General features: G+C 64.9%; 14 protein-coding genes and 2 tRNA genes. 6 read left to right on the forward strand and 10 right to left on the reverse strand.

Annotated features, from left to right (window positions below):
* Positions 1–72 precede the first annotated feature (72 nt).
* The 6 genes from RT614_RS22440 to radC form a co-directional block, all read right to left on the reverse strand.
* Positions 73–1,473, reverse strand: coding sequence for an MATE family efflux transporter (locus RT614_RS22440; protein WP_313624373.1), 1,401 nt, complete (start codon positions 1,471–1,473; stop codon positions 73–75).
* Positions 1,470–3,200, reverse strand: coding sequence for a glycosyltransferase (locus RT614_RS22445; protein WP_313624374.1), 1,731 nt, complete (start codon positions 3,198–3,200; stop codon positions 1,470–1,472). Before RT614_RS22445 ends, RT614_RS22440 begins: the two co-directional genes overlap by 4 nt.
* Positions 3,201–3,324: 124 nt before the next feature.
* Positions 3,325–3,591, reverse strand: coding sequence for a type B 50S ribosomal protein L31 (locus tag RT614_RS22450; protein ID WP_008164119.1), 267 nt, complete (start codon positions 3,589–3,591; stop codon positions 3,325–3,327).
* A gap of 223 nt (positions 3,592–3,814) precedes the next feature.
* Positions 3,815–4,663, reverse strand: a complete 849-nt coding sequence (kynA, locus tag RT614_RS22455; RefSeq protein ID WP_313624375.1) for a tryptophan 2,3-dioxygenase — start codon at positions 4,661–4,663, stop codon at positions 3,815–3,817.
* 147 nt (positions 4,664–4,810) lie between these two features.
* Positions 4,811–5,437 (reverse strand): arylformamidase, encoded by a 627-nt coding sequence (gene kynB / locus RT614_RS22460; RefSeq protein WP_313624377.1) that lies wholly within the window; start codon positions 5,435–5,437, stop codon positions 4,811–4,813.
* Between the two features lie 87 nt (positions 5,438–5,524).
* Positions 5,525–6,202 carry a RadC family protein gene (gene radC / locus RT614_RS22465; RefSeq protein WP_313624379.1) on the reverse strand — a complete coding sequence of 226 codons (678 nt, stop codon included), beginning with the start codon at positions 6,200–6,202 and terminating at the stop codon, positions 5,525–5,527.
* 48 nt (positions 6,203–6,250) lie between these two features.
* Between radC and RT614_RS22470 the strand changes: the two genes are divergently transcribed.
* Genes RT614_RS22470 through maiA form a run of 3 tightly spaced genes read left to right on the forward strand, consistent with a single transcriptional unit; the run spans position 6,251 to position 8,399 of the window.
* Entirely contained in the window at positions 6,251–6,727 is a 477-nt protein-coding gene (locus RT614_RS22470; RefSeq protein WP_313624381.1) for an FKBP-type peptidyl-prolyl cis-trans isomerase, read from the forward strand.
* Positions 6,727–7,704, forward strand: a complete 978-nt coding sequence (ispH, locus tag RT614_RS22475; RefSeq protein WP_313624383.1) for a 4-hydroxy-3-methylbut-2-enyl diphosphate reductase — start codon at positions 6,727–6,729, stop codon at positions 7,702–7,704. Before RT614_RS22470 ends, ispH begins: the two co-directional genes overlap by 1 nt.
* Positions 7,705–7,754: 50 nt before the next feature.
* Entirely contained in the window at positions 7,755–8,399 is a 645-nt protein-coding gene (gene maiA / locus RT614_RS22480) for a maleylacetoacetate isomerase (RefSeq protein ID WP_313624491.1), read from the forward strand.
* A gap of 12 nt (positions 8,400–8,411) precedes the next feature.
* Here maiA and RT614_RS22485 read toward each other — a convergent pair whose 3' ends face one another.
* From RT614_RS22485 to RT614_RS22500, 4 genes are all read right to left on the reverse strand, one after another.
* Positions 8,412–9,851: a DegQ family serine endoprotease gene (locus tag RT614_RS22485; RefSeq protein WP_313624384.1), complete on the reverse strand. Its 1,440-nt coding sequence runs from the start codon at positions 9,849–9,851 to the stop codon at positions 8,412–8,414.
* 64 nt (positions 9,852–9,915) lie between these two features.
* Positions 9,916–11,244, reverse strand: coding sequence for an ATP-binding protein (locus tag RT614_RS22490; protein ID WP_313624386.1), 1,329 nt, complete (start codon positions 11,242–11,244; stop codon positions 9,916–9,918).
* Positions 11,241–11,900 carry a response regulator gene (locus RT614_RS22495; protein WP_313624388.1) on the reverse strand — a complete coding sequence of 220 codons (660 nt, stop codon included), beginning with the start codon at positions 11,898–11,900 and terminating at the stop codon, positions 11,241–11,243. Before RT614_RS22495 ends, RT614_RS22490 begins: the two co-directional genes overlap by 4 nt.
* Positions 11,901–12,035: 135 nt before the next feature.
* Positions 12,036–12,111, reverse strand: a tRNA-Thr gene (locus RT614_RS22500).
* A gap of 214 nt (positions 12,112–12,325) precedes the next feature.
* Here RT614_RS22500 and RT614_RS22505 point away from each other — a divergent pair.
* From RT614_RS22505 to RT614_RS22515, 3 genes are all read left to right on the forward strand, one after another.
* Positions 12,326–12,401 (forward strand) — tRNA-Asn (locus RT614_RS22505).
* A gap of 173 nt (positions 12,402–12,574) precedes the next feature.
* Positions 12,575–13,600, forward strand: a complete 1,026-nt coding sequence (locus RT614_RS22510; protein WP_313624390.1) for a GTP-binding protein — start codon at positions 12,575–12,577, stop codon at positions 13,598–13,600.
* Positions 13,601–13,705: 105 nt separating this feature from the next.
* The gene (locus RT614_RS22515) at positions 13,706–14,611 is read left to right on the forward strand and encodes a LysR family transcriptional regulator (RefSeq protein WP_313624392.1); all 906 of its coding nucleotides are present in this window, start codon (positions 13,706–13,708) and stop codon (positions 14,609–14,611) included.
* Positions 14,612–15,146: the final 535 nt, after the last annotated feature.

Consider the following 15,146-nt stretch of genomic DNA (forward strand, 5'->3'; position numbering starts at 1 on the left):
GAATCCGTAGCTTGCTACGGATACCGTCCCGTAGGTGTCAACCTATGCCAGGACGCGTCAGAGCCGCCAGTTCTAGCGGCCCACGGTGCGCAGGATGCGCCGGTACCAGAACTGCAATAGCGCCGCGGACAGGGCCAGGCCGAACATGGCCATCAGCCACATGCTGCCCGCGCCTTCCGGGGAGCCGGGCACCAGCAGGTTCCGCAAGCCGTCCAGCCCGCCGCGTCCCGGGCCGAAGCCGAACCACCAGCCGCCCACCAGGCCCACGCCGGCCAGCGCTACCGTCTGCAGCAGCAGCGGCACCACGGCGATCTTGTAGGCGCGCAGCAGGTAAGAGTTGATGCATTGCATCGAATCGAACAGGTGGAACAGCGGCAGGACGGCCAGCAGCGTGGTCGCCACGGCAGCCACTGCGGCGTCGTCCGTGTACGCCGCCAGGATGAGCGGGCGCCCCACCAGCAGCACTGCCGCCGTCAGCAACGCACCCATCAGACCCAGCACAAGTCCCGCCATGCCGGTCCGGTGCGCATGCGCATAGTTGCCGGCGCCAATGGCCTGGGCGGTCAGCGCCGCAGTCGCCACGCCAAGCGCCATCGGCATCATGTAGCACAGCGCGGCCAGGTTCGACATGATTTGGTGGCCGCCCGTCACGAAAGTGCCTTCACGCGCAACCAGCAGCGCCATGAAAGTGAACGCGGACACCTCCACCAGATAGGAACCGCCCATGGGCAGGCCCAGGCGCAGCAGTTCCTTCAGCGCTTTCCAGTCGGGCTTGCCGACGCGAAGCTGGAAACGGCGGTAGTAGCGGTCGTGCGTGATCACCCACAGGCCCAGCGCAAGGCTCATCCAGGACACCACCGCGGTGGCCAGACCCGCGCCAGCCGCGCCCATGGCGGGCAGGCCCAGCTTGCCGTAGATGAAGATCCAGTTGAACAGCGCCTTGAAGCCGATGATCGACAGGTTGATGGCCATCACCAGCTTGGGCCGGGACACTGCCGTCCCCAGCGCATAGATCGTGCGGAACACTAGCGCGGCGGGCAGGGCCAGCACCAGCGCCTGCAGGTAAGACGCGATGCGGTCACGCACGCCGGGCGCGACTTCGCCCGACATCGACAACCACATGTCCGGAAAGAGCATCAGCGCCGCGCCCACCACCGACAGGCCCAGCGCCAGCCATACGCCCTGGCCCCAGCTTTTGCCGACTTCCAGGTTGTTGCCCGCCCCGAACTGCTGCGCCAGTATGGGAATCAGGGCGTGCACGACGCCCATCAGCCCAACGAAGATGGTGATGTATATGGATGCGGACAGCGCCATCGCCGCCAGGTCGTCGGGGCTGGAGTGGCCCGTCATGGCGGTGTCCAGGACGCCGAACGAAATACCGGCCCACTGGCTGATCAACACCGGCCATGCCTGCTTGGCGATGCCGCGCAGGGTGGCGCCGAAGGTCATCGGCGCAGACGTCACGGACGTCATTGCGGGGGGGCGGTCCGCAGCAGGCGGAAGACTTCGGAGCGGTCGGCGCGTCGGCCGCCTTGCCAGAGGACTTCAGCCCCATCGCTGTACGCCGCCGTACCGTCGCGCAGGCTCTGGTTGTTGGTCTGTTGCAGGACCAGCGTGCAGCGGGAGTCAAACGGGAACGACAGATTATCGAAAATCAGGAACGACGCGCGCTGGCCGCTGCCCAAGCCCAGTCCGCGCACGCATTCGCCGGGGCGCTTGTGTTTCTCAAGCGCCTGGGCCAGTTGGCCCGAAACGGTGCGGTAGCTGCGGGCGTAATCCACGGCCGGCTGCCATAGCAACACCAGGAGGATCCACGTGACCGTCAGTCCGCCCGCAGACAGCACGGTGCCGCGCCACAGGGCTTGCGGGCGCACACGCAGCCGCCAAACGACCAGGCAGATCCACGCCAGCGTGAAGATCACCGCCAGCCCAAACGATACCCAGGAGATTACCGGTTCGTAGCCTGTGGTCTGGCGCGCGATATTGCGGCCAATCTGCGCCGGCCAGTGGAAGTGCAGCGCCACCCAGCCCAGCCAGGCCGTCGCTGCGGTCAGCGAAAAACACATGACCGCAAACCAGTCCAGCGTATTGACCACGCCGCGGCGCAAGGTGGGCAGCGAGAAGGCCCCAAGCACCGCGCACGGCACCGCCAGCAGCACGAATTCGGAGTCGGTGGCTTCGTCCAGGAAGAACAGGAGCAAGGCCGAGCACGCCAGCAGCATCAAAGGAAGCCAGATGTGCGGCGCGTAGATCCAGGCGCGCCAGCGCCAGACGGCCAGCAGCGCCAGCGGCCACGTGGGCCAGAGATACCAGGGCAGGTCGCGCAGCGTGCGCGCGGCGTCGTGCAGGCTGGGAAGTGCGAAGGACGTCAGGTTCCAGGCCTTCCAGTTGCGGATCCAGTATTCGCTGCTTTGCGAGGCAGGGATCCACCATGCGAGGATCAGGCCGGTGGCCAGCACCGCGGCCCACAGCAGCCAGCGCTTGCATTTCCAGAGCGGGCTGCGGGGGTAGAAAGCGAGCGCCGCGCCGATCATGATGGGCAGGGCGCCCACCCAGCCGCGAGTCAGGAAGCTGGCGGCCAGCGCGATGCCCAGCGTGGTGGATCCGGTGACCGGGCGATCCACGGTGCGCGCCAGCGAATAGAACGCCAGCGCCTGGCACGCCATGATCGCGGGAACGACCGTGGTTTCATGGGTGCGCTGAAGAATGCCGACGGTGGCAAGCAGCAGGAGCAGCGCGGCGTCGGCCAGCATGCGTCCGTAGTCGCGGGGCTCGGGTTCACCGCCAAAGGGAAGGGCCAGCGGCTGCGCCTCGGCGCGGCGGCCCAGCAGGTAGGTGCCGTACCAGACGCTGGCGGTCGTGATGCCAAACCACAGCAGATTGGGCAGGCGTCCCGCGGTGATGTCGCCGATGAAGGGGCCAAACAGCCAGATGCTTACTGCGCCCACCCACGTGATCAGCGGTCCTTCCTCGGCGTGAGCCAGATGACCCACCTGCGGCAGCAGCCAGGTCAGGCCGCCTTCGCGGATCGCGGTGATCATGGTCGCCAGCCCGACGGCGTCGTCGGTTTTCCACGGATCGCGCATGAACAGCCCGGCCACGATATAGGCAAGGGCCAGCCCCAGCAGGATGAGGCGGGGCAGTTTTGCGGTGGCTACCGACGTCAGTCGGGCCGGAGTGGAAATGGAAAGTGGGGACACGGGCGTTAATGTAACCGAGTGGGCTGGGTGCGCCAGCCCCTGGGCAGCAAAGCAGCCGCCGGGGTGGAAAAAAAAGCAGCCCGAAGGCTGCCTTTTTGCTGTGACTCCCGCAGGAGCAACAGGATCAGGAAGCGGACTTGACCGTGCCAGCCGTGCGGGCGAAGCGGGCGCGGAACTTTTCCACGCGGCCCGTTTCGACGATGCGGGTCTGTGCGCCAGTGTAGAACGGGTGCGATTCGGAGGTCACGTCGCACTTGAAGAGCGGGTACGTCTTGCCGTCGAGTTCGACGGTTTCGCGCGTCTGGACGGTGGAACGGGTGATGAACTTGTTGCCCGTTTGCAGGTCGGCGAAGACGACTTCGCGGTATTCGGGGTGAATGCCTTCTTTCATGGTGCTTTCCTAGACTCGGTCGAGTCTTTCTCAGGTTGTTAGGGTCGCCAGCTAAAGCTGCCAGGTATCCGCTACCAGATATCGTTGCCGAATCAGGTGCGCGCAGGCGCTAGCCACGTATCCAAAAAGTAACCCCGCATTCTAGCATGTGCAGCTGACCCGGGCCAGCCAGAATTGAAGGCGCGGGCCAACCCCGCGCCCGCGCCTATTTAAGGGACAGATGTCAGAGATCCGTGCGCAGCTTCCAGATTTCCGGGAACAGCACGACATCCAGCATGCGCCGCAGGTAATCCACGCCCGACGTGCCGCCGGTGCCGCGCTTGAAACCGATGACGCGCTCGACGGTGGTGACGTGGCGGAAGCGCCACAGGCGGAACGCATCTTCCAGGTCGGTGAGCTTTTCGCCCAGCTGGTAAAGATCCCAGTACCGATCGGTGTCGCGATAGACCGTGAGCCAGGCCGCCTCGACGGCCGCTGACGACTGGTACGGCTGCGTCCAGTCGCGCTCCAGGTGGTCAGCCGGCAGATCCAGGCCGTGGCGCGCGAGCAACCTCAGAGCCTCGTCGTACAGCGACGGGGCTTCGTAGGCGCTTTGCACCTGGGCCAGCAGGTCCGCACGGTGCGAATGGGGCTTGAGCATCGCGGCGTTCTTGTTGCCCAGCAGGAATTCGACCTGGCGATACTGATAGCTCTGGAATCCGCTTGAGCGGGCGAGATAGGGGCGCAGCGCCGAATATTCGGGCGGCGTCATGGTCGCCAGCACGTCCCACGCATGAACCAGCTGTTCCATGATCTTGCTGACGCGAGCCAGCATCTTGAAGGCGGGCTGCAAGCGGTCCGTAGCCACGCTTGCAATCGCCGCCCGCAGCTCATGCAGCATCAGCTTCATCCAGAGTTCGCTGGTCTGGTGCTGGATGATGAACAGCATCTCGTTGTGTTCGGGCGACATCGGATGCTGGGCGCCCAGCAGTTCATCCAGATGCAGGTAGTCGCCGTAGGTCATGTCGCGCGTGAAGTCGAGTTGCGCTTTTTCCTGGTGGACGATGTCCTCGGGTCGTTCGTTCTGGCTCATGCGCGGGCTCCTTGGGCGGGCGGCGCGGCGCGGCGGGCCGATGCGGGGAGGGCGCGCCAATGGGGCGCAAATGGGTTTTTCATGGTCGTGCTTCTCTAGGCGGGGCGTCTGATCGATGTCATGACGCCCGTTGGCCGGCGAATCAGCCTACAGCTCGCGCAGAATCGCGCGGACCGGGCTGGCATCAGCCTGGACCAGCGCCAACGGCAGGGCGATCAACTCGTAATCGCCTTCCGGCACATCGTCGAGCACCAGGTTTTCCAGTACGCGCATGTCGTGCCGCAAGATCGTGTGGTGGCTGTCCAGGGTCTTGCTGGAAGCGGGGTCGATGCTGGCGGTATCCAGGCCGATCAGCATGACGCCGCGTTCGGCCAGCCATTCGATCGTCTGGGGCGCGTAGGCAGAGAAGTCGTCGGTCCACCAGTCTTGCGCGGCGTGCTTGGCAGTGCGCACCAGCACGCGGGGCGGCATATTCAGGGACGCATGAGCAAGATGCTCAGGCGTTATCAACGGCCCGCAGTCAATGGCGTGGATGACGCGGCACGGGCCCAGAAAGGGTTCCAGCGATACCGACCCGATGGCTGCGGCCCCGTTTTGGTAATGCAGCGGGGCGTCCGCGTGCGCGCCGATATGCGGCGACAGCGTGATTTCGCTGACATTCACCGGACAGCCGGGCGCGAGCGACCACTTCCATTGCTGGCGGTACGGTGTATCGCCCGGAAAGACAGGCGATGCCGTCGAGACGGGCGGGGAGATATCCCACAGGCGTTTCATGGGGCAGAAGGGATGCGGAGGCCGGAACTAGGTTAAGCCTAAAGCAATATGGGGCGGTAGTCTAACGAATTCCGGGGCGTTCCGCCGTCACAGGCAGCCCAGTTCCGCGAGGGACACCGCGGTGCCGCCAGCAACGATCAGGTGATCGACGAGCTTGATGTCGACCAGCGCCAGGGCTTCCTTCAGGTGTCGGGTGAAGGCATGATCGGCGCCGCTGGGCGACGCCACGCCGGAAGGGTGGTTATGGGCCACGATGAGGGCGGCCGCGTGGTGCCGCAAGGCTTCGCGCACCACTTCCCGAGGATAGACGGCGGCCTGCGACAGCGTGCCGCGGGCCAGCTCGCCGGTGGCGATCAGGCGCAACTGGGCGTCCAGGTAAAGGGCGATGCAGTGTTCCACATGGCGGTGCGCCAGCGCGGCCTTGCAGTATTGTTTCACCCGCGAGGGGTGGTTCATCGGGCTGTCGCGCGTCAGGTCTTCTTCGAGGGCGCGGCGGGCGAGCTCGAGCAGGGCGGCCAGGGTGCAGGCCTTGGCGGATCCCAGTCCGGCCACCGCCATCAGGTCTTCGGGCGGGGTGCCCAGCAAGCCTCGCAGGCCGCCGAACCGGTCCAGCAGTTGGCGGCACAGGTCGACGACGTTCAGCCCCGGAATGCCGGTGCGCAGCGCGATGGCGAGGAGTTCGGCGTCCTCGATCGAGGCGGCGCCGTGGCGCATGAGACGCTCTCGGGGACGCTCTTGTTGCGGCAGCCGGACGGACAATTTCATAAGAGGCTCTAAAATCAAGGTTTATTTAATTCCATACGGTGGCAGATCTTGAGCATCGCCTCTAACGAAGTGAACGTTTTGGTCCGTCCGGATTCCTACCTGACGCTGCACTATCGGATCACGCTGGCCTCCGGGCCCGGCGCGGGCTCCGTGTTTGCCGACACCTTCGATGGCCGCCCCGGCACGCTGCAAATGGGCAGCGGCCAGTGGGCGCCCGGCCTGGAGGCCGCGCTGGTCGGTCGAAAGGAAGGCGATCGGTTCAGCGTCACGGTGCCGCCCGCCGACGCCTACGGCGACCGCAACCCCGAACTCATCCAGCGCGTGACGCGCACGATGCTCGCCGAGCACGCTGGCGCCGACGCCACGTTCGAACCCGGCGACCTGGTCGAATTCACCGCGCCCAACGGCGGACGGTATTCGGGCGTCCTGAAGGAAATCAACGATGAGTCGGCCTTGTTCGATTTCAACCATCCCCTGGCGGGCATAAGCCTGCAGGTGGACGTGGCGTTGCTGGGGGTTCTTTGATGAGCCAGGTTGTCACCGCGTCCGACGCCGAAGTCCTGCTGGCGCAGCCCCGCGGCTTCTGTGCAGGCGTGGATCGTGCCATCGACATCGTCGAGCGCGCCATCGAGCTGCATGGCGCGCCCATCTACGTGCGCCACGAGATCGTCCACAATCGCTACGTCGTGGAAGACCTGCGCGCCAAGGGCGCCATCTTCATTGATGAACTTGAAGATGCGCCGGCGGGTTCCATCGTGGTGTTTTCCGCGCACGGCGTATCCAAGGCGGTGCGGGCGGAGGCGGAGTCGCGCGGACTGCAGGTGTTCGACGCCACCTGCCCCCTGGTGACGAAGGTCCACATCGAAGTGGCGCGGATGCGCGCCGCCGGCCGTGAAATCATCATGATCGGGCACAAGGGGCACCCCGAAGTCGAAGGCACGTTGGGTCAGGCCCAGGGCGGCATGTACCTCGTCGAGACCGTCGAGGACGTGGCCAGCCTGGAAGTCGTTGACCCGGAAAACCTTGCATACGTCACGCAGACCACGCTGTCGGTGGACGACGCGGCGGCGGTGTCGAAGGCGCTCAAGGCGCGCTTTCCCAACATCGCCGAGCCCAAGAAAAGCGACATCTGCTATGCCACGCAGAACCGCCAGGACGCAGTCAAGGTCATGGCGCCGGAATGCGATCTGGTACTGGTCGTGGGCAGCCCGAACAGCTCGAACTCCAACCGCTTGCGGGAAGTCGCCGAGCGCAAGGGTGTCGCGTCCTACCTGATCGACGGCGCCGATTCCATCGACCCCGCCTGGCTGGTCGACCGCAGGCGCATCGGCGTGACGGCCGGCGCCTCGGCGCCCGAGATCCTGGTGCAGCAGGTGATTTCCCGCGTCAAGGAGTTGGGCGCCGTTTCGGTGCGCAAGATGCCGGGGCTGGAAGAGAACGTGGCGTTCCCGCTGCCCAAGGGGCTGTCCCGCAAGGCGGCCAAGACGGAATCGCTGGAATGAACAAGCGCCGCCCCAAGCGGGCGGCGCCAGAAGAACACCAAGGAGACTCCATGCAGCTGTACAGCTATTTCCGCAGTTCGGCGGCCTACCGGGTGCGCATTGCCCTGAATCTGAAGGGCCTGACGTACGAGTACGTGCCCGTGCATCTGCTCAAGGACGGCGGCCAGCAGCTTTCCGCCGGCTATCGCAAGATGAATCCGTCCGCGCTGGTTCCCACGTTGGTGGACGGCGACGCCATCATCGGCCAGTCGCTCGCCATCATCGAATACCTGGAAGAAACGCATCCCGAGACGCCGCTCTTGCCCGCCGATGCCATCGGGCGGGCTCGCGTGCGCGACCTGGCCCTGGGCATCGCGTGCGATACGCATCCCCTGAACAACCTGCGCGTGCTGAAGTACCTGAAGCACACGCTGGGTGTCGACGAAGCGGCCAAGACCGCCTGGTACAAGCATTGGGTGCATCAGGGCCTGGAAGCCCTGGAAGCCCAATTGGCGGGTTCCAGTGCAACCGGCAAGTTCTGCCATGGCGATACGCCCACCATCGCCGACCTGTGCCTGGTGCCGCAAGTGGCGAATGCGCAGCGTTTCGAGTGTGACCTGTCGGCCATGCCCAATGTGTTGCGCATCGACGCGGCGTGCCGTGCGTTGCCGGCCTTTGATGCGGCCGCGCCGGGCAAGCAGCCCGACGCGGAGTAACGCCAGGTTGGCTTAGCCGACCTGCACGGGCACGAAGATCTTGTCTTCTCCGCGCTGCACCAGCAGCGCGACCGTCTTGCCCGACTTGGACAGCTGTTCCTTCACCTGCGCCACGTTGTGCACTGGAACGCCGTTGAGCGACAGCAGCACGTCCCCAGGCTGGATGCCGGCCTTGGCGGACGGGCCGGCCGAACGCTCGATCAGCAGGCCTTCCGAACCCGACGCCTGCTGCTCTTGCGGGCTCAGCGGGCGCAACGCCAGGCCAAGCTGGCCGCGTTGCACTTCCTGACCATCCGCCGATGCCTGCGTCTTGTCCTTGGGCATGCCGCCCAGCGTGGCGACCAGTTCCTTCTGCGCGCCGGCGCGCCAGACGTCCAGCTTGATCTTCTCGCCGGGTGCGGCCATGGTGATGGTCGAAGCCAGATCGCCCGAGGACACGATGGTCTTGCCGTCGATCTTGCGCACCACATCGCCTGGTTGCAGGCCCGCCTTATCGGCCGCGCTTTCCTTTTCGACGCTGGAGACCAGCGCGCCGGACGGGGAGTCCAGCTTGAACGAATCCGCCAGGTCCTGGTTGACTTCCTGCACCGTCACGCCAAGCCGCGCGTGCTGCACTTTGCCGTGCTCGAGAATCTGGTCCTTGATCTTGTAGGCCAGGTCGATGGGGATGGAGAACGACAGGCCCTGGAATCCGCCGGTGCGGCTGTAGATCTGCGAGTTGATGCCCACGACTTCGCCGCGGTCGTTGAACAGCGGGCCGCCCGAATTGCCGGGGTTCACAGCCACGTCCGTCTGGATGAACGGCACCGAGGTGTCGTCCGGCAGCGAACGGCCCTTGGCGCTGACGATGCCGGCGGTGGCGGTGTTTTCCAGGCCGTAGGGCGATCCGATGGCCAGCACCCATTCACCCACCTGCAGCTTGTTGACGTCGCCCACCTTGATTACCGGCAGGTTCTTCGCCTCGATCTTGATGACGGCCACGTCAGTCTGCGGATCGGCGCCCAGCACCTTGGCTTTGTACTCGCGGCGGTCAGTCATCTTCACGGTGACTTCCTTGGCGTCCTGCACGACGTGTGCGTTGGTCAGGATGACGCCATCCTGGCTCACGATGAAGCCGGAGCCCTCGCCGCGCATCGGCACTTCTCGGGCTGGCGCGCGGCCGCGGGAGCCGGGGACCTGGCCAAAGAACTGCGCGAGCGGGTCGTCGCTTTCGGTGGCGGACACCTTGCGCGTGCCGCTCACGCTGATGTTCACGACGGCCGGACCGAAATCACGCGTGATTTGCGCGAAATTGGGCGGGACGGATGCGCTGATCGGTTGCGAAGCGGCGGCGGGCGCGTCGGCCGCCATCGATACGCTGCCCGTCAAGGCGGTTGCGCCCGCGCCGCCAATGGCGCCGGCGGCCAGCAGCGCCAGGACGAGGCGCGAGGGTTGCATTTGCTTGGTCTTCATGTCGGCTCCTGCGTTCATGTTTAAGGACATGGCGCTATGTTCGGGCCTGACACTTAGGTGAAACTTAAGCAGGGAAATCCACGCGGGCTCGCAGTCCGCGACCTTCTGGCGCATCTTCCAGTGAGATGGTCGCGCCGTGCCGGTCCGCGATGGCGCGGGCGATCGCAAGCCCCAGCCCGCTGCCGTGTTGCGTGTTGCCCTGCACACGGTAGAACCGGTCGAACACGCGTTCGCGTTCTTCTTTGGCGATGCCGGGTCCTTCGTCATCGATCAACAACGAAGTGCGTTGCGCGGCATGCTCCAGGCGCATGCCGACGCGGCCTTCGGCGGGGGAATACTTGATCGCGTTGTCCAGCAGGTTGCGCACCATCAGGACCAGCGCGTCGCGATCGCCCAGTATCCGGGCTTCGGGCTCGCCCTCCAGCGCAATGGTGATTCGCTTGGCGTTGGCCTGCGGGAGCGCCTCTGAAATTGCCTGGCGCAGCACGTCGGCCAGATCCACCGGCGCCGGCGGCGCCAGTTCTTCGGCGCCTTCGTGCCGCGCCATGGACAGCAGTTGTTCGACCAGCCGCGTGGCGCGGTCGATGCCCGCGGTGAGCCGCTGTTCGGCCACCTGCCGCGCCGGTGCGTCGCCCGCGCGCTGCAGCGCCTGCATTTGCAGCCGCAGCGCCGCCAGCGGCGAACGAAGTTCATGCGCCGCGTCGCCCACGAATTGCTTTTGCTGGGCGAATGCGCCGCGCATGCGTTCGAGCAGCAGGTTCAGCTCTTGAACCAGGGGGCGGATTTCGTCGGGCAGGCCCCGTACGCTGATGGGGGAAAGATCCTCGGGCTGCCGAGCGGCCACCTGGGCGCGTGCCCGCTTGACCGGGCGCAGCGACCAACTGACGACGCACCAGATGATCAGCATCAACAGTGGCGCGGCCGCGGCGATGGGAGCCACGGTGCGCAGCGCAAGCGCGCGCGCCATGTTCCTGCGCACCCCCATGTCCTGCGCTACCTGGATTACCTGGAATGGCGTCGCCAGCGAATACACCCGATAGGTTTCGCCTTCCAGTCTGGCGTCGGAAAATCCCAGCACGATCTGGCTGGGCAGGCGCAGGCGCGACCGGGAGTTGAAGACGCGCAGGCCGTCCGGCGTCCATATCTGGATGATGAGGTCATCGGCCACGGGTGAGCCCGCGCCGCGTGCGTGTGTGGGGCCGGTGCTGAGCAGGCCGTCGCCGGTGCCCAGCGACAGGGCGGTGCGCTGGAGCAGGGAATCGAAAATGTCGTCGGCTTGCGCCAGGGTGCTGCGGTAGGCGATTGCGCCTTGCACCAGCGCGCCGACCGCGATCGCGGCCAGCAGAAAGAAAAGCAGCCTGGCTCTCAGCGAATAGCTAAGCGGAATGCTCATGTTTTGGGGATGACATAGCCCACGCCTCGGACGTTCTGGATCAGGTTCTGCCCCAGTTTCTTGCGCAGGCCATGAATATATACCTCAACGGCGTTGCTGCTGATGCTGTCCTTCCAGCTATAGAGCTTTTCTTCAAGCTGCGCGCGCGAAAAAATCATGCCGGGCCGTGCGATCAGAGGTTCCAGGACGGCCCATTCCCGAGCGGTCAGCGCCACCGGCGCGCCATCCACCATGGCTGCATGGGCCTGAGGGTCGATGGTGATGCCATCGTGTTCGAACACGGGCTCCGCGCGGCCCGCGCTGCGGCGGATCAGCGCACGCATGCGCGCCAGCAATTCGTCCACGTCATAGGGCTTGACGATGTAATCGTCCGCGCCCGCATCCAGCCCGGCGATGCGGTCGCTGACGGCGTCGCGTGCGGTGGCGATCAGCACCGGCGTGCGGTCCTTGCGCGCGCGCAATTCGCGCAGCAACGCCAGGCCGTCACGCTTGGGCAGCCCGAGGTCCAGCAGCACGAGGTCGTACGGGTCGGTGCGCAAGGCAAGCTCCGCCGCGTTGCCGTCCTTGACCCAGTCGACGGCGTAATGTTCTGCGCGCAGGCAGTCCAATACGCTTTCGCCGATCATGATGTCGTCTTCCACAAGGAGGATGCGCATGGGGGTTCCGCTTGGGTGGTCCAGCAGATTGGACGCGCGGCGAACGGCCCGAGTTCCCTAGCGGCAGGGGCAGGGGTGGGCATAGGCGGGGCCAGAAATGAAAAAAGCAGCCCGAATGGGGCTGCTTTTAGGAATTGGTGCCGGCAATAGGAGTCGAACCTACGACCTTCGCATTACGAATGCGCTGCTCTACCAACTGAGCTATGCCGGCAAGACCATTTGCTTTTGTTTCTGGACCAGGCCGGAAAGCTGCAAGCAAAACATCTTTGTTTTCCCAGTTCGCTGCCTTTTTTAGGGCCCGATCTGGAAAGACCGAGATCATATCAGAGTTTTTTGGCGATGGGGAAGGGTCACGCCAAAATTCTCTGAAAAAAATGCGATTTGCATCCTTTGGATTTTTCGTACATAATTTCGGTCTTGGCAGATCCCCGATAGCTCAGTCGGTAGAGCGACGGACTGTTAATCCGCAGGTCGCTGGTTCGAGCCCAGCTCGGGGAGCCAAAAGAATTCAGGGCCGCTCACGCAAGTGAGCGGCCCTTTTGGTTTTTCGGCGGCGTGCGCCGCTGTGCGTTTTTTCCGCGGCATGCGCCGCTGTGGGTTTTTCGGCGGCATGCGTCGCTGTGGGCATTTTCCGCGCCACGCGCCGCTGTGCGCACGCCATGGGAGCCATCTGCATGGAACACGACAAGCAAGATAGCCGTCAGGAAGACAAGCGCGTTGGCGTGACCGTGATTTCGGGCTTTCTGGGAAGCGGGAAGACCTCGCTGCTGAATCGCCTGGTGCGCGAGCCGGCCTATGCCGATGCCGTCGTCATCGTCAACGAGTATGGAGACATCGGCGTCGATCACCATCTGGTGCGCCTGGCGCCGGACAACGTCGTGCTGGTCGAGGGCGGCTGCCTTTGCTGTGTGGTAAGCGGTTCGGTGGTTGACGCCTTGCGCGAACTCTTCATGCTTGCCCTCGGCCGCAAGATCAAGCCATTCCGGCGGGTGCTGATAGAAACCAGCGGGCTGGCGGATCCGGCGCCTGTTCTTTTCACGCTGAAGCACGATAAATTCCTTGCGGAGCGATACGTCTATCAGGGCGCCATAGTCGTCGTGGCGGCAACGCACGGGCCAGAAGAGCTGGATCTGCAGCCCGAGGCGGGCCGCCAGCTTGCCCTTGCCGACACGGTGGTGATCAGCAAGTCCGACCTGACGGATGCCGCGCAGGTGCGCAAGACGGAAGCGGCGATCGCCGCCATCAATCCCGGCGCGCACCGTTGCGTGCAGTTGCCGGATGAGCCCCTGGCCGCCGCGCTGCGCGAGGGGGGCGACCCGCGTGCGCGACGCGACGGGACGGTCACGTCGAAGTGGCTGAGCGCTTTTTCCGCGCCCGCCGCCGGCCGCCACGCGAACGTGAAGAGTTTTTCGCTGACGCTGTCGCCGCTTCCTTCCCGGGCGGCCTTCCTGGCGGGCGTTGCGCGGATCCAGGAGCGCTTTGGCCCGGCCTTGCTGAGAATGAAAGGATTGATCTGCTTCCAGGGAGAGGCCTTGCCCACCGAGGTTCATGGTGTGCATGGCGAGCTGTATCCAATGCGTCCCTTGGCTGAATGGCCTGGTGAAGACCGTCTGTCCCGGCTGGTGTTCATCGTTCGCGGGCTCGACGTCCGCGAGGTCAGCGATGCGGTGCGCGAGGCGCTGGGGCAGGGCGCGGGCTGACGGGCGCCGTGGAAGGACCCCGTTGCATTGGCCGAAATTCCGTTGCTGATGTTGCACGGAAATACGGTATAACCGGTACGGTCTGATGCACGTATCGAGACAATCATGGATCGTCTGAAAGCCATGCAGGTGTTCGTCGAGGTTGCCGACCGGGGCAGCCTGTCGGCGGCCGCCGTCCACCTGGATATGTCTCGCGCCATGGTGTCACGATATCTGGCCGAGATGGAGCAGTGGGTAGGCGTGCGCCTTTTGCACCGCACCACGCGCCGTCTCAGTCTGACGCCGGCGGGCGCTGAAACCTTGCCCCGTTGCCGGCAGATGCTGGACATGGTCGGTGATCTGCACAGCGCCGTTGCAACTCCCGAAGACACGCCGCGAGGCCTCTTGCGCATCACCACCAGCATGTCCTTCGGCGCACGCCACCTGGCGGGCGCCGTGACGGACTACGTCAAGCTGCACCCGGGCACTTCGGTGGACTTGATGCTGGTGGAACGTGCGGTCAATCTGGTGGAAGAGCGGGTTGACCTGGCGGTGCGCATCACGAATGACCTGGATCCGAACCTGATTGCCCGCAAGCTGGCGGTGTGCCGTTCGGTGGTCTGTGCCTCGCCGGAATACCTGGCGCGCGAAGGTGTGCCGGCGCGCATCGAAGACCTGTCGTTGCGCAACTGCCTCACCCATTCGTATTTCGGCAAAAGCCTGTGGCGGTTCGAGCGCGATGGCGAGCCCGTCGATGTGCCGGTCAGTGGAAGCATCAGCGCCAACGAAGTGTCGGTGTTGTCCAGCGCGGCCGTGCAAGGGGCGGGTATCGCCATGCTGCCCACGTATTACGCGGCCGACCACATCGCCTCGGGCCGGCTGCAGGTCATCCTGCCTCAGTGCAAGCCGCAGGAGCTGGGTATCTATGGCGTCTACGCCTCGCGCCGCCAAATGCCGCTGATTTTGCGCTCGATGCTGGATTTTCTGGTTGACCGGCTTGGTTCGGCTCCGTGGGACAAGACGGCGGCCTAGCCGTTCGACGGTTTGTCGTGCTCGCCGCGGCTTGAGGGCCATTTAAATGGCGGTCTTTATGGCGGTATAATTTGGCGGCTGTTTGGACGTATTTGGCGTGGCCGGTCATCCGGGATGTTTCTCCCCGTGGATGTTCCAAGGCTGGCCAATGTCCGCTAGCATTCGACCTTAGAAAACACCAAACAATCGTTCCGGCCTGGTAACGGGCCGACGCAAGGCGAGGCCCGGCTTCGCATGCGCAAGGGGGCGTGTCGGATTGCGAAAGGCGCTTTTCCGCCGTGTCGCAGGGCCGATGCCTGTTGATCTAGTCTTTGCTATCAATTTTCGCGGAAGGGTTGGCGCTGGAAGCTACCGGCGCATTCCGCAGCCATATTGGCGATTGGCGCCAGCGCGACTGGCGCCAGCTTTTCCAGAATTTGCTCGGGATGTCTGCCTTGGCCACGCGCCGCGGCAGGCTGTCCGCCTCATAGGCATTCGCGCGGCCGTTTCGCGCTGGCCTTGGCATGGGGCGGCGTGCATGGCGGTAAGACAGGAA

It is taken from the genome of Achromobacter sp. (assembly GCF_032102605.1).
GTDB lineage: Bacteria > Pseudomonadota > Gammaproteobacteria > Burkholderiales > Burkholderiaceae_B > Achromobacter.